Origin of the sequence: Streptomyces sp. SAJ15 (assembly GCF_007595705.1) — a bacterium.
Lineage (GTDB): Bacteria > Actinomycetota > Actinomycetes > Streptomycetales > Streptomycetaceae > Streptomyces.
In genome coordinates this window covers 269,704-284,034 of record NZ_NISY01000004.1, presented here as the reverse complement: position 1 = coordinate 284,034, position 14,331 = coordinate 269,704, and the positions used below count along the sequence as shown (strand labels likewise).

5 protein-coding genes and 2 pseudogenes are annotated in these 14,331 nt (G+C 74.8%); 3 read left to right on the top strand and 4 right to left on the bottom strand.

Going from position 1 to position 14,331, the window contains the following annotated elements:
• Position 1: 1 nt before the first annotated feature.
• Positions 2 to 1,273, bottom strand: coding sequence for a Twin-arginine translocation pathway signal (locus tag CD790_RS13890; RefSeq protein ID WP_186319010.1), 1,272 nt, complete (start codon positions 1,271 to 1,273; stop codon positions 2 to 4).
• Positions 1,274 to 1,421: 148 nt separating this feature from the next.
• Between CD790_RS13890 and CD790_RS35735 the strand changes: the two genes are divergently transcribed.
• The 3 genes from CD790_RS35735 to CD790_RS13880 all read left to right on the top strand — a co-directional run bounded on the left by CD790_RS35735 (position 1,422) and on the right by CD790_RS13880 (position 2,754).
• On the top strand, positions 1,422 to 1,979 hold the full coding sequence (locus CD790_RS35735) for a hypothetical protein (RefSeq protein WP_260867561.1): 558 nt from the start codon (positions 1,422 to 1,424) through the stop codon (positions 1,977 to 1,979).
• Complete coding sequence (locus tag CD790_RS34585) at positions 1,979 to 2,149, top strand: hypothetical protein (RefSeq protein WP_186319009.1); 171 nt, start codon at positions 1,979 to 1,981, stop codon at positions 2,147 to 2,149. The genes CD790_RS35735 and CD790_RS34585 overlap by 1 nt, the downstream gene beginning before the upstream one ends.
• Positions 2,150 to 2,559: 410 nt before the next feature.
• A complete protein-coding gene (locus CD790_RS13880; protein WP_144383518.1) occupies positions 2,560 to 2,754 on the top strand; it encodes a hypothetical protein in 195 nt (64 codons plus the stop codon).
• 61 nt (positions 2,755 to 2,815) lie between these two features.
• Here CD790_RS13880 and CD790_RS36835 read toward each other — a convergent pair.
• The 3 genes and pseudogenes from CD790_RS36835 to CD790_RS36825 form a co-directional block, all read right to left on the bottom strand.
• Positions 2,816 to 3,844: pseudogene (locus CD790_RS36835) on the bottom strand (alpha/beta fold hydrolase); the annotation flags it as partial.
• A 477-nt stretch (positions 3,845 to 4,321) separates the two neighbouring features.
• A pseudogene (locus CD790_RS36830) lies at positions 4,322 to 9,391 on the bottom strand (SDR family NAD(P)-dependent oxidoreductase); the annotation flags it as partial.
• Entirely contained in the window at positions 9,309 to 14,318 is a 5,010-nt protein-coding gene (locus tag CD790_RS36825; protein WP_399217491.1) for an SDR family NAD(P)-dependent oxidoreductase, read from the bottom strand. The pseudogene CD790_RS36830 and the gene CD790_RS36825, both read right to left, overlap by 83 nt.
• Positions 14,319 to 14,331: the final 13 nt, after the last annotated feature.

The window sequence follows — 14,331 nt, the reverse complement described above, 5'->3', positions numbered from 1 at the left end:
GTCATCCCCTCTCTGCCACGGGCGCCAGCGCTTCATCGAGCAACCGGCCGACCGAGGCATCCTGCCACGGCCGCATCGCACGGCGCAGGGTGGTCAACTCGCCGCGCGTTCGGCCTGATCCCGTGTCGACGGCGATGGCCACCGCCTGCTTTCCGATCTCCACCGCCTGCTCTGGTTCATCCGCCACAGCGGCAGCGGCCGCATGTCTGGCGAGGTACACCCCCCGATCACGCCGTGCGGTCTGGGGCACGACACGCAGCACCTGTTCCCAGAGGGCGCATGCTTCGGCACCGAGCCCGAGACGTCCGTAACAGGTGGCGCGTTGCACCTCCAGATATCCCGGCGTGCGCTTGCACGCGTTACCCCATGGCAAGTCGTCGTCCACTCGCCCGAGTAGCGCTTCGGCCGCCTCCAGAAGCTCTTCGACGACCTCACGGTTCCCAGTAAGGCTCGCGCCATGAGCCTGCTGCTGCAGTGCCATCACCCGCACCTTCGGTGCGAGCCGGGTCGCGTCCTCCAGGACTGCTTCGCACAGATCGACTACTCCGTGGCCGTCTCTCAGGTCGGTACGCACTTGGGCCAGGTTGACGAGCGTGTAGCCGATCAGATCCCGATCACGCGTTCGCATGGCGCTCTCTTGTGCCACGCCCCGCCAGAACGCCGCAGCGCCGATATCTCCGGCGTCCTGGTACAGCCATCCCACCAGAGCGGCATACGCGGCACCGACGCGCAGCAGCCCGCCCCGCGTCTCGCCTTGCGCCGCACGAACCAATCGGTCGATCAGCTCGTACTGCGCGGACACGGTACCGATCAAGTCATGTGGGCCAAGCAGCATATCGGCCCTGTAGTGCCCTTCGAGCTGCTCCTGAAAGTAGGTGATCAGGGCGGGATCAACGTGACGCGGCGGGACCGGACCGGTCCTGAGGGCCGCTGCCGTCGCCGATACGAACGCACGCCGATTCACAGCCGGGTCGGCCTCGTCGTGTGCTGCGAGACCCGGCCATCCGTCGGGTGCCCGGAAGCCCAGCTCTTCTGGCCACAAGCCGAACGCCGCGTGGAGAGCGGTCGCACAGTCAGCACGCGGCCACCCCGGCGACGCGGACTCCCAGCGGCGCCAGGTTCGGGGCGACACCTCGAAACGCGGATCACCCAGTGCCTCACGGCCTGCGGTCGACACTCCTCGGGCGGCCGCCTCTCCGGAACGCCACCCACGCTTGAGGCGGGCAGACCGCAGAACGTCATTGCCGCCCGCTCCTGCATCAACAGCAGTCATGTCGCTCCTCCGCGTGGCCGTGGAATGGCCGTGAAGTGGCCGCCCGGCGGCCTAGTTGGGACACGTCGAGCCAGCCCATCATCCACCTATGGCTACACGGAATGCGACGTCGCATGTGCGGATGGCTACACCAACGATGGGAGATGCCGTGACGAGCGGTACCGAGCCGTGGAAGCCGCCCAACGGCCCGGACGTCAAGGCACAACCCGCCGGCATCTGGTGGGACGCCGTGAAGGTGCCCACCGCGATCGCTCAGCGCACGCTGACGCTCCTCGGGGACGACAGCGGCGCCGTCATCGAGGACACGTACGGTGCCGTCTGTTACTGGCTCGTGGCGCCCGGGGCCGCCGGGGACTGGACCATCCAGCGGGTCCTGGGCACGGGCGCGTATGTCGCCGTGCCGCCGCAGGAGCGCAGGTACGGGCCCGGGCCGCACTGGCGGGTTGCCCCGACGCATGACGGCTATCTCACCGAGCCCGGCCGGCTGCACGCCGCGTTGCTGGCCGCGGCGAGCGCGTTGAAGCCCTGCCGCCGCTGCGAGCGGCTGACCGACGAGCCCGTCGCCGTCGCCGTCGTCCACGTCGCCAACGGGGCGGGCCGGACGATCTACGCGTGCAAGCCGTGCGCCCGGTACTTCCCGCCGCAGCGCGACCCGCTCACCGAGCTCGCCGCCATGCGGCGGGCCCAGCGCGAAGGGCGAGCCTGATGGCGGACGCGACGGTCGGCGCCCCGACCCGCGAGAGCGCGGAGACCTGGCGCGCGGTCCTCGACCACCTCACCTCGTGCGGCACCTGCCTGGGCGCCGATGCCCCCTGCCCGGTGGGGCGAGCGCTGATCCAGGCGCACCGGCGGGTGACCAGGGAGGCCGGCGCGTGACCGAGGCCCGACGGTGGATCAGTCTCGGTATACGGATCGGCGGACCCTCCGCCGCCGTCCGCGCGGACCTCGCCCTCCCGCCCTGCGAGCGGAAGCCGCCCCGCTGGGACACGGCCGCCGCCGCTGAGCGGGCCGAGTGGGAGATCGGTCAGGCCGGCTACGAGCCACTGGCCCCGTACCCCGGACGGGTGGACGCCGCCTGGCGGTGCCGGTGCACCGTCTGCGGCGCTTCACGGACCCTGTCCCTCTCCCGCGTACGCCGCTCTGGCGGCTGCACGCACAGCCCCGCAAGCACCAGCGATCAGGAAGGAACGCCCCATGGGTGACGAACAGGTCAACGGGTACGACGTCTTCGAGAACGAGATCGTGACTCCGGCCCCCGAGCCGGAGCCCCCGGCCGAGGACGACGAATGACGGATGAGCCCCTGCCCGAGGACGAACCGCTACCGCGCCGCTCCATGATCGGCATGCTGATCAAGCGCGATCTCCCCGACCGGTCCGGCCCCTCCCAGTGGTGCGGCAGGCATCCGAAGGAGCGGACCCGACTCGTCGCCCGTGCGGGGTGGGTGTGCCTCGACTGCGTACGGGAGGCCGGCCGGGAGTGATGCGACAAGGCCGCCGGCCCCGCCCCGGATGGGCGGGGCCGGCGGCCTTCATGCGCGGGGTTCAGGACGACAACCAGTCCCCCACCGCCCGCGCGGTCGTCCCCGCGTGCTCCTCCATCATCGTGAAGTGGTTGCCGGGCACGTCGAGCGCGGTGTGCGGCAGGTCCCAGTAGGAGCGCCAGTCGCCGTCCGTGGCGCGGGTCCAGTCGAAGAGCCGCTCGCCAGCGCGGACCAGCAGCGTCGGCGTCTTGACCTCGCGCGGGCGCCAGTCGCCGAAGAGGCGGAAGTAGGCGCCCATGGCGAGCAATCGGGCGTCGTCGACCGGGACGTAGGCGTCGCTCCGCTCGTCCATCCCCGCGGTGAGGCCGGGCTGGATGCCGGTGGCCGCGTCCGCGTCGTGGGAGTAGATGTCGAGCAGGACGACCGCCTCCGGGAAGACCCCGGCGCCCTCCAGCCGCGCGGCCACCTCGTGCGCGAGGATGCCGCCCGAGGAGTGGCCCAGCAGGACGAACGACGCGCCGTCCGTCTGCCGCAGGATCGTCTCCGTCTGGGCTTCGACCAGCGCCTCCGGCGTGGCCGGGAGCTGCTCGCCGGCCACGAAGCCCGGGTTGGCCATCGCCCACACGTCCCGGTGGCCGCGGAAGTCCGCCGCGAACCGCGCGTACTGGTGCGGGCCCGAGATGGACAGGATCGAGGAGAAGCAGAACAGCGCCGGGGGCGTCGAACCCTCCGCGGCCCGGGACAGGCGCACCAGCGTCGGGGGCTTGGCCAGGTCGGCCGTGCCCGTGAACGACGGGCGGAAGCGCGACACGTCCATCAGCAGGCGGGTGAACTCCTCCTGCCGGCCGGCCTCCCCGGCCTCCCGCAGCATCGCGCCGAACACGCCCTGCTCGCCGTCGGTCGACTGCTGTCCCCCGGCCGCCGGGGCGGCGGAGCCGGCCACCGCGTCCGCGAGCCGGTCCAGCAGGTGCCGGGCGACGAGTGCGGGGGTGCCGTGGTCGAACAGCAGCGTCGGGGGCAGCCGCAGCCCGCTGGCCGCGTTGAGCCGGTTGCGCAGCTCCACCGCGGTCAGCGAGTCGAAGCCCTGCTCCAGGAAGCCGCGGTCGGCGCCGATGGCGTCGGCGTCCGCGAAGCCCAGCACGACCGCCGCCTGGCTGGAGACCAGTTCCAGCAGCGCGGCCTCCCGCTCGGCCTCCGCCATGCCGGCCAACCGCTGGGCCAGCGACGGGCCCGCCGTGTCCACCGGGGACGACTCCACCGTGCGGCGCCGGGCCCCGCGCACCAGGCCGCGGAAGACGGCCGGCAGCGCGCCCGCGTCGGCCTGGGCGCGCAGCGGCGCCAGGTCCAGGTGCAGGGGGATCAGCAGCGACTCGCCGGCCGCCGCCTGGGCCGCCCACGCCGCGTCGAACAGCTCCAGGCCGTCCGCCGAGGACAGCGGCGCCATGCCCGAGCGCGCCATGCGCTGGACGTCGGCCTCCGCCATGTCGCCCGTCATCTCCGAGCGCTGCTCCCACAGGCCCCAGGCCAGTGAGAGCGCGGGCAGGCCCGCGGCCCGCCGGTGCTGGGCGAGCGCGTCCAGGAAGACGTTGGCGGCCGCGTAGTTGCCCTGGCCCGGCGCGCCGAACGTGCCGGCCGCGGACGAGAACAGCACGAACGCCGTCAGGTCCAGGTCGCGGGTCAGCTCGTGCAGGTTCCGCGCCGCGTCCACCTTGGGGCGGAAGACGGTGTCGACGCGGTCCGGGGTGAGCGCCGGGATCAGCCCGTCGTCCAGCACGCCCGCCGTGTGCACCACCGCGCGCAGCGGACGCTCCGCCGGCACCTCGGCCAGCAGCCGCGCCAGCGCCTGGCGGTCGGCGGCGTCGCAGGCCGCGACGGTCACCTCGGCGCCCAGCGCGGTCAGCTCCTCGCGCAGTTCGGCCGCGCCCGGGGCATCGGCGCCGCGCCGGCTGGTGAGCAGCAGGTGCCGCACGCCGCGCTCGGCGACCAGGTGCCGGGCCAGCAGCCCGCCGAGCACACCGGTGGCGCCGGTGATCAGCACCGTGCCCTCCGGGTCGAACTCCGGTGCCGGCTCGGTCGCCTGCGTCTGCCGCGCCAGCCTCGGCGCGTAGCAGTCGCCCGCGCGGAGCGCCAGCTGGGGTTCGCCCGTCGCCACCGCCGCCGGCAGCGCTCGTACGGACGCGCCCTCGCCGTCCACGTCCAGCAGCAGGAAACGGTCCGGGTTCTCCGTCTGCGCGGTGCGCACCAGGCCCCATACGGGGGTGTGCGCCAGGTCGGTCACGTCCGCCTCGGCGGTGGTGGCCACGGCGCCGCGGGTGACGAACGCCAGCCGGGAGCCGGCGAAGCCCTCCGCCGCCAGCCACGCCTGCACGTCCGCGAGCGCGGCGTGCGCGGCCCGCCTGGCCTCCTCCGCCGTCTCGGCCCCGGCCGAAGCGGCCCCGGCCGCAGCGGTCCCGTACGGGAGAAGGACCAGCTCCGGGGCGGGCCTGCCGCTCGCCACCACGGCCGCCAGCTCCGCCAGGTCCGCGTACGCCTCGCAGTCGACCCCGGCCGCCGCCAGCGCGGAGCCCAGGCCGAGGCCGTCGGCGCCGACCAGCGCCCACCGCCCGGCGGCGGTCGCCGCCGGGGCCGGGACGCCGGTCCACTCAAGCCGGAACAGCGAGTCGTGGTAGGCGATCCGGGCGGCGCGCAGCTGCTCGGGCGCGACGCGCCGCAGGACGAGGGAGTCGACGGTCGCGACCGCCCCGCCGGACTCGTCGGCCACCGTCAGGGCGACCGTGTCGGGCCCGGCCGGGGCGATGCGCACCCGGAGCGCCGTGGCGCCCGCGGCGTGCAGGGTGACCCCGCTCCAGGAGAACGGGAGCCTGATGCCCTCGCCCTCGCCCAGGAAGTAGCCGAGCGCCACGCCGTGCAGCGCGGCGTCCAGCAGCGCCGGGTGCAGCCCGAAGAGGGCGGCGTCGGACCGCTGCTCCTCGGGCAGCCGCAGCTCGGCGAAGACCTCGTCGCCGCGCCGCCAGGCGGCCTTGAGCCCCTGGAAGGCGGGCCCGTAGCCGAAGCCGCCGGCCGCGAACCGCTCGTACAGCTCCTCGACGTCGACCGCGACGGCGTCGGCCGGCGGCCAGACCGACAGGCCCTCGGCCTGCCCGCCCACCGCGTCGGCCATCAGCACACCGCTCGCGTTGCGGCTCCACGGCTGGTCCGGCTGGTCCAGCCGGGAGTGGATCTCCAGCGTCCGGCGCCCGGTCATGACGTCGACGGCGCCGACGGTCAGCCGCAGTCGCACCCCGCCCCGCTCGGGCAGGATCAGCGGCGCCTCCAGGGTCAGCTCCTCCAGCAGGTCGCAGCCGACCTGGTCGCCGGCGCGCACCGCCAGCTCGACGAAGGCGGTGCCCGGCACCAGCACGGTGCCGGCGACGGCGTGGTCGGCCAGCCAGGGGTGGGTCTGGAGCGAGAGGCGTCCGGTCAGCAGCACGCCGTCCGAGTCCGGCAGGTCGACGGCCGCGCCCAGCAGCGGGTGCCCGGCGGCGCCGAGCCCCGCCGAGGACACGTCACCCATCGCCGCCGAGAGCGGGACCTCGATCCAGAAGCGCTGGTGCTGGAAGGCGTAGGTGGGCAGCTCGACGCGGCGGGCGCCTAGGTCGGCGTAGACGGCCTGCCAGTCCACGGTCACGCCGCGGGTCCACGCCTCGCCCAGCGAGGTGTAGAAGCGGTCGAGGCCGCCCTCGTCACGGCGGAGCGAGCCGATGGCGACCGCCTCGCGGCCCGCGGACTCGGCGGTCTCCTGCACGCCCATGGCGAGCACCGGGTGCGCGCTCGACTCGATGAAGACGCCGAAGCCCTCGTCGAGCAGCCGCCGGACACCGGCCTCCAGCTCGACGGTCTGGCGGAGGTTGGTGAACCAGTACTCGGCGTCCAGCTCGGGACCCTCGACCCACGCGCCGGTCACGGTCGACAGGAACGGGACCTTCACGGGCTGCGGCTTCACGGGCGCGAGGAGCTTCAGCAGCTCGTCGCGGAGCAGCTCGACCTGCGCGGAGTGCGAGGCGTAGTCCACCGGGACCTTACGGGCCCGGACCTCGTCCGCCTCGCACGAGGCGATCAGCTCGTCCAGGGCCTCCGGCTCACCGGAGACGACCACGGAGGACGGGCCGTTGACGGCCGCCACCGAGATACGGTCCTCACCCCAGACCGCGATCCGCTCGCGGACCTCGGCCACGGGCAGGGCGATCGACACCATGCCGCCCTTGCCGGCCAGCACGCGGCCGATGGCCTGGCTGCGCAGCGCGACGACCCGCGCCGCGTCCTGGAGCGACAGGATCCCCGCCACACACGCGGCGGCGATCTCACCCTGCGAGTGGCCGACCACCGCGTCGGCGCGGACGCCCAGGGAGCGCCACAGCTCGGCGAGGGAGACCATCACCGCGAACAGCACCGGCTGGACCACGTCCACCCGCTCCAGCGACGGCGCACCCTCGACACCCCGGAGGACATCGACCAGCGACCAGTCGCAGAACTCGGCCAGCGCGGCGGCGCATTCGGCGATGCGGGCGGCGAACACCGGGGAGGCGTCGAGCAGTCCGGCGGCCATGCCGGCCCACTGGGAGCCCTGGCCGGGGAAGACGAAGGCGGTCTTGCCGGCCGTGCCGGCGCCCCGCACCACGTCGGGCCGCGCCTCGCCGGCGGCGAGTGCGGTCAGGGCGCGGACGAAGTCGTCCCGGTCCGTGCCCACCAGCAGCGCGCGCTCGTCGTGCACCGCGCGCGTGGTGGCCAGGGAGTAGCCGACGTCGACCGGGCGCGGCGTCGCCTCGCCCTCCGGCGTGGCCTCCAGCGCGGCGGCGAGCTTGGCGGCCTGCGCGCGCAGCGCCGCCTCGCTCTTGCCGGAGAGCACCCACGGCAGCACGCCGGGCTCGGCGTGCCGCTCCTCGGCGGGGGCCGGCTCCTCGGCCGGGGCCTGCTCCAGGATGGTGTGGGCGTTGGTGCCGCTGATGCCGAAGGAGGAGACGGCGGCGCGGCGCGGCCGGTCGGACTCCGGCCACTCCACGGCCTCGGTGAGCAGCTCGACGGCGCCCGCGGACCAGTCCACGTGCGGCGAGGGCTCGTCCACGTGCAGCGTCCTGGGCATGACGCCGTGCTCGATGGCCTTGACCATCTTGATGATGCCGGCGACGCCCGCCGCGGCCTGGGTGTGGCCGAAGTTGGACTTCACCGAGCCGAGCCGGAGCGGCTCGTCCTCCGGGCGCTCCTGGCCGTAGGTGGCGAGGAGTGCCTGCGCCTCGATCGGGTCGCCCAGGGTGGTGCCGGTGCCGTGGGCCTCCACGATGTCCACGTCGGCCGCCGACAGGCCCGCGTTGGCGAGCGCCTGGCGGATGACGCGCTGCTGGGACGGGCCGTTCGGCGCCGTGAGGCCGTTGCTCGCGCCGTCCTGGTTGATCGCGCTGCCGCGCACGATCGCCAGCACGGGGTGGCCGTTCCTGCGCGCGTCGGAGAGCCGCTCCACCAGCAGCATGCCGACGCCCTCGCCCCAGGCGGTGCCGTCGGCGGCCGCCGCGAAGGGCTTGCAGCGGCCGTCGGTGGCCAGGCCGCGCTGCTTGCTGAAGGCCACGAAGGTGCCGGGGGTGGCCATGACGGTCACGCCGCCCGCCAGGGCGAGTTCGCACTCGCCGGCGCGCAGCGCCTGCACCGCCATGTGCAGGGTCACCAGGGAGGAGGAGCAGGCCGTGTCGACGGTGACCGCCGGGCCCTCCAGGCCGAAGGTGTACGAGACGCGACCGGAGGCGACGCTGCCGGAGCTGGCGGTGCCCATGTAGCCCTCAAGGCCGTCGGGCGCGCGGTGCAGCAGCGTGCCGTAGTCGTTGTACATCACGCCGGTGTAGACGCCGGTGCGGCTGCCGCGCACGGTCGCCGGGTCGATGCCGGCCCGCTCGAACGCCTCCCAGGAGGTCTCCAGCAGCAGTCGCTGCTGCGGGTCCATGGCGAGCGCCTCGCGCGGCGAGATGCCGAAGAAGACCGGGTCGAAGTGGTGGGCGTCGTGCAGGAAGCCGCCGTTGCGGGCGTACGAGGTGCCCGGCTGGTCGGGGTCGTCGTCGTACAGCCCGTCGATGTCCCAGCCGCGGTCGGCGGGCATGTCGGTGATGGCGTCGCGGCCCTCGGTGACCAGCGTCCACAGGTCCTCGGGGGTGCGCACCCCGCCGGGGTAGCGGCAGCTCATCGCGACGATGGCGATGGGCTCGTCGTCGCCGACCGGGGCGGCGGCGACCGGCGCGGCGGCCGCGGCCTGGTCGCCCCGCGCCTCGTCGCTCAGGAAGCGGGCGAGCGCGGTGGGCGTCGGGTAGTCGAAGATCAGCGTGGCCGGGAGGCGGACGCCGGTGGCCGTGCCGAGCCGGTTGCGCAGCTCGACCGCGGTGAGCGAGTCGAAGCCGACCTCGCTGAAGGCGCGCTGCGGGTCGACGGCCTCGGGTCCGGTGTAGCCGAGGACGGCGGCCACGTGGGTGCGCACCAGGTCGAGGACGATCCGCTCGGCCTCGTCGGCGGAGACGCCGGCGAGCTGCCGGCCGAGCTCACCCGACGGGGCGGAGGCGGCCGCGTTCTGGGCGGCGCGCCGGGCCACCCGGACCAGGCCGCGGAAGAGCGGCGGCAGCATGCCGACGCTCGCCTGGGCGCGCAGCGCGGCCAGGTCCAGCGGCATCGGCACCAGGAGCGCCTCGTCGGAGCGGGCGGCGGCGTCGAAGAGCTCCAGGCCGTGGTCGGCGGTGATGGCGACGATGCCGCCGCGCCGCAGTCGGGCGATCTCGGCCTCGTCCAGCTCGCCGGCCATGCCGCCGTCCTCGGCCCACAGGCCCCACGCGAGCGAGCTCGCCGGCAGCCCGGCGGCCCTGCGGTGCTGGGCGAGGGACACCGGCGGCGGAGGAGAACAGCACGAACGCGGACAGGTCGAGCTCACGGGTCAGCTCGTGCAGGTTCCAGGCCGCGTCCACCTTCGGACGCAGCACCTTCGCCAGCCGCTCCTCGGTCAGCGAGGCGATCACGCCGTCGTCGAGGACACCGGCGGTGTGCACGACGGCGGTCAGCGGGTGCTCCGCCGGGATCGCCGCGACGACCTCCGCGAGGGCCGTACGGTCCGCGACGTCACAGGCCGCCCAGGTCACCGACGCGCCCAGCGCGCCGAGCTCGGCCGCCAGCTCCTCCGCGCCCGGGGAGGCCCCGCCCCGGCGGCTCACCAGCAGCAGACGCCGCACGCCGCGCTCGGTGACGAGGTGCCGGGCGAACAGCCCGCCCAGGGTGCCGCTGGCGCCGGTGACCAGCACCGTGCCCTCGGCGTTCCAGGCGGCGTCCGTGGTGCCGGCGGCGGCGCGGCCGAGCCGCGGCGCCTTCGGCGTGCCCTGGCGTATCGCGAGCTCCTGCTCGCCGCGGTCGAGGGCGGCGGGCAGGGCGCGCAGCGAGTCGGGGTGGCCGTCGAGGTCGACGAGGACGATGCGGCCGGGGTTCTCGGACTGCGCGGAGCGGGCGAGGCCGCGGACGGTGGCGGCGACCAGGTCGGCGACCGCCTCGTCCGGGGTGGTGGCCACGGCGCCCGAGGTCAGCACCACCAGTCGGGAGTCCGCGAAGCGCTCGTCGGCCAGCCATTGCTGGAGCAGGGTCAGCGCCTCGGCGGTGGCCCGGTGGGTGGCGGCGGCGAGGTCCTCGGCGCCGTCGGCGGCCGGGGTGACGACGACGTACGCGGGGATCGTCCCGGCCGCGGCCAGGGCCGCCAGGTCCGGGTGGGCGTCGATCGTGGCGCCGGTGGCGCCGAGGCCCAGGGCGTCCGCCCCGAGCAGCGCCCAGCGGCCGGCCTCGGCTTCCGCGGTGCGGGAGGCCGGGACGTCCGCCCAGTCGACGCGGAACAGCGCGTCCTTGACGCCGCCGGCCGCGCCGCCGGCGCCCAGTTGTTCGGGCGCCACGGAGCGCAGCGCCAGCCGGTCCACGGTGGCCACGGGGGCACCGGTGACGTCGGCGAGCTCAAGCGCCACGGTGCCGTTGCCGGCGGCGGAGAGCCGCACCCGGACCGCGTCGGCGCCGACCGAGTGGACCGTCACCCCGCTCCAGGAGAACGGCAGCTGGCCCTGGCCGGTGCTCTCGACCAGGTCGCCGAGCCCGATGCCGTGCAGTACCGCGTCGAGCAGCGCCGGGTGCAGGCCGAAGAGACCGGCGCCGGGCTCGACGCCCTCCTCCAGGGCGACCTCGGCGAAGACCTCGCCGTCGCGACGCCAGGCGGCCCGCAGGCCCTGGAAGGACGGGCCGTAGCCGAAGCCGGCCGCGGCCAGCCCCTCGTAGAGGCCGGAGACCTCGATCGGCTCGGCGCCCGCCGGCGGCCAGGCGCTCAGGTCGAACGCGGCCGGGCGGTCCTCGCCCGCGGCGAGGGTGCCGGTGGCGTGCCGCAGCCACGGCTCCTCGTCGGCGGCGTCGTCGGCGCGGGAGTGGAAGGCCACCGGGCGGCGGCCGGTGGTGTCCGGCGCGCCGACGGCGATCTGGAGGGCCACCCCGCCCTGCTCGGGCAGGATCAGCGGGGCTTCGAGGGTGAGTTCCTCGACGAGTTCGCAGCCGGCCCGGCCGCCGGCCCGGACGGCCAGCTCGACGAAGGCGGTGCCGGGCAGCAGCACCGAGCCCATGACGAAGTGGTCGGCGAGCCAGGGGTGGGTCTCCAGGGAGAGCCGCCCGGTGAACAGGAAGCCGTCGGCGTCGGCCAGCGACACGGCGGCGCCCAGCAGCGGGTGGTCGGCGGAGCCGAGGCCGGCCGAGCTGACGTCGCCGTAGGTGGTGCCGGCGTCCAGCCAGTAGTGCTCGCGCTGGAAGGCGTAGGTGGGCAGCTCGACGCGCTCGGCGCCGGTGCCCGCGTAGTACGCCTCCCAGTCCAGGGCCACGCCGCCGACGTGGAGGGTGGCGAGCGCGGTGGTCAGGGCCTCGGCCTCGGGGCGGCCGGCGCGCAGCGCGGAGACGAAGGACAGCCCTTCGCCGGTGACGCAGTCCTGCGCCATGGCGGTGAGCACCCCGTCGGGGCCGAGCTCCACGAAGGTGGTGACGCCCTGCGCCTCCAGGGCCCGTACGGCGTCGCAGAAGCGGACGGCCTCGCGGACGTGCCGCACCCAGAAGTCGGCGCCGGCGATCTCGGCCGACGGCACGACGGCGCCGGTGAGGCCGGAGACGATCGGGATCTTCGGGGTCTCGTATGTCAGCCGCTCGGCGACCTTGCGGAAGGCGTCGAGCATGGGGTCCATGCGCGGCGAGTGGAAGGCGTGCGAGACGGTGAGCCGCTTGGTCTTACGGCCCTGCTGCTCGAAGCTCGCGGCGATGGCGAGGGCGGCGTCCTCGTCGCCCGCGATCACCACGGAGGTGGGGCCGTTGAGGGCGGCGATGCCGACGCCGTCGGTGAGCAGCGGGAGGACCTCGTCCTCCGTCGCCTGGAGGGCGATCATCGCGCCGCCGGCCGGCAGCCGCTGCATCAGCCGGCCGCGGGCGGCGACCAACAGTGCGGCGTCGGCCAGCGAGAAGACGCCCGCGACATGGGCGGCGGCGATCTCGCCGATGGAGTGGCCGGAGAGCAGGTCGGCCTTGAGGCCCCAGGACTCCACCAGCCGGTAGAGCGCCACCTCGACGGCGAAGAGCGCGGGCTGGGTGAAGCCGGTCCGGTCCAGCGCGGCGGCGTCGTCGCCGAACAGCACGTCCTTCAGCGGGCGTTCCAGCTTGGGGTCCAGCTCGGCGCAGACGGCGTCGAACGCCTCCGCGAAGGCCGGGTACGTCGCGTACAGCTCGCGGCCCATGCCCAGCCGCTGGCTGCCCTGGCCGGTGAAGAGGAACGCGGTCTTGCCGCGGCCCTCGACGCCCTGGACCAGTCCGGCGGCGGGCTCGCCGGCGGCCAGCGCGGCCAGCCGGTCCAGGAACCGCTCGCGGTCGGCGGCGACCACGGCCGCCCGGTTCTCCAGCGCGCTGCGGGTGGTGGCCAGCGAGCGGCCGACGGACAGCACGTCCAGTTCGGGGCGGGCGGTGAGGTGGGCGTGCAGCCGGGCGGCCTGGGCGCGCAGGGCGTCCTCGCCGCGGCCGGAGAGCAGCCACGGCAGCAGCGGCAGTGACCGCGGCGCCACCGGCTCGGCTGCCTCGGCGCTCTCAGCCCCGTCGGCGGCTTCGGGGGCCTCTCCCGCGGCGGCCTCCGCCGGCGGGGCCTGCTCGATGATCAGGTGCGCGTTGGTGCCGCTGATGCCGAAGGAGGAGACGGCGGCGCGGCGCGGCCGGCCGGTCTCCGGCCACGGGCGGGCCTCGGTCAGCAGCGAGACGGCGCCCGCCTCCCAGTCGATGTGCGGGCTGGGCTCGTCGATGTGCAGGGACCGGGGCACGGTGCCGTGCTCGATGGCCTTGACCATCTTGATGATGCCGGCGACACCGGCGGCGGCCTGGGTGTGGCCGATGTTGGACTTGATGGAGCCCAGCAGCAGCGGCTGCTCCGCGGGGCGCTCCTTGCCGTAGGTGGCCAGCAGCGCCTGGGCCTCGATCGGGTCGCCGAGCGTGGTACCGGTGCCGTGCGCCTCGACCACGTCGATCTGGTCGGAGGTCAGCCGGGCGCTGGCGAGCGCCTGCCGGATGACGCGCTGCTGCGAGGGCCCGTTGGGGGCGGTCAGACCGTTGCTCGCGCCGTCCTGGTTGATGGCCGAGCCACGGACGATCGCCAGCACCTTGTGCCCGTTGCGCCGGGCGTCCGAGAGCTTCTCCACCAGGAGCATGCCGGCGCCCTCGGACCAGCCGGTGCCGTCGGCGGCCGCCGCGAAGGACTTGCAGCGGCCGTCGAAGGAGAGCCCGCGCTGCTTGCTGAACTCGGTGAAGGTGCCCGGGGTGGACATGACGGTGACGCCGCCGGCGAGCGCGAGGGTGCACTCGCCGTTGCGCAGCGCCTGCATGGCCATGTGCAGGGTGACCAGCGAGGAGGAGCAGGCGGTGTCGACCGTGACGGCCGGCCCCTCCAGGCCGAAGGTGTACGCCACGCGGCCCGAGGCGATGGAGCTGGAGCCGCCGGTGCCGAGGTAGCCCTCGACACCGGGCGGCACGGCCCGCAGCCGCGAGGCGTAGTCGTGGTACATCACGCCGGCGAAGACGCCGGTGCGGCTGCCGCGCACCGTCGTCGCGTCGATCCCGGCCCGCTCGAACGCCTCCCAGGTGGTCTCCAGCAGCAGCCGCTGCTGGGGGTCCATGGCGAGCGCCTCGCGCGGGTTGATGCCGAAGAACGCCGGGTCGAAGTAGTTGGCGTCGTGGAGGAATCCGCCCTCGCGGACGTAGCTGGTGCCCGCGCCGTCCGGGTCGGCGTCGAAGAGCCGCTCGATGTCCCAGCCGCGGTCCGTGGGGAACTCGGAGATGCCGTCCCCGCCCTCGGACACCAGTCGCCACAGGTCCTCGGGCGACTGGATGCCGCCCGGGTAGCGGCAGCTCATGCCGACGATCGCGATCGGCTCCTGGTTCTCCGACTCCACCTCCTGGAGGCGGCGTCGGGTCTCGTGCAGGTCGGCAGTCACCCGCTTGAGAAAGTAACGGAGCTTTTCCTCATTCATTTCGTGCGTTCCC

What these genes read in the sequence shown, in the direction of transcription:
- CD790_RS13890 (WP_186319010.1), bottom strand. Translation starts at nt 1,273, where the DNA reads ATGACTGCTGTTGATGCAGGAGCGGGCGGCAATGACGTTCTGCGGTCT.
- CD790_RS34585 (WP_186319009.1), top strand. Translation starts at nt 1,979, where the DNA reads ATGGCGGACGCGACGGTCGGCGCCCCGACCCGCGAGAGCGCGGAGACC.
- CD790_RS13880 (WP_144383518.1), top strand. Translation starts at nt 2,560, where the DNA reads ATGACGGATGAGCCCCTGCCCGAGGACGAACCGCTACCGCGCCGCTCC.
- CD790_RS36825 (WP_399217491.1), bottom strand. Translation starts at nt 14,318, where the DNA reads ATGAATGAGGAAAAGCTCCGTTACTTTCTCAAGCGGGTGACTGCCGAC.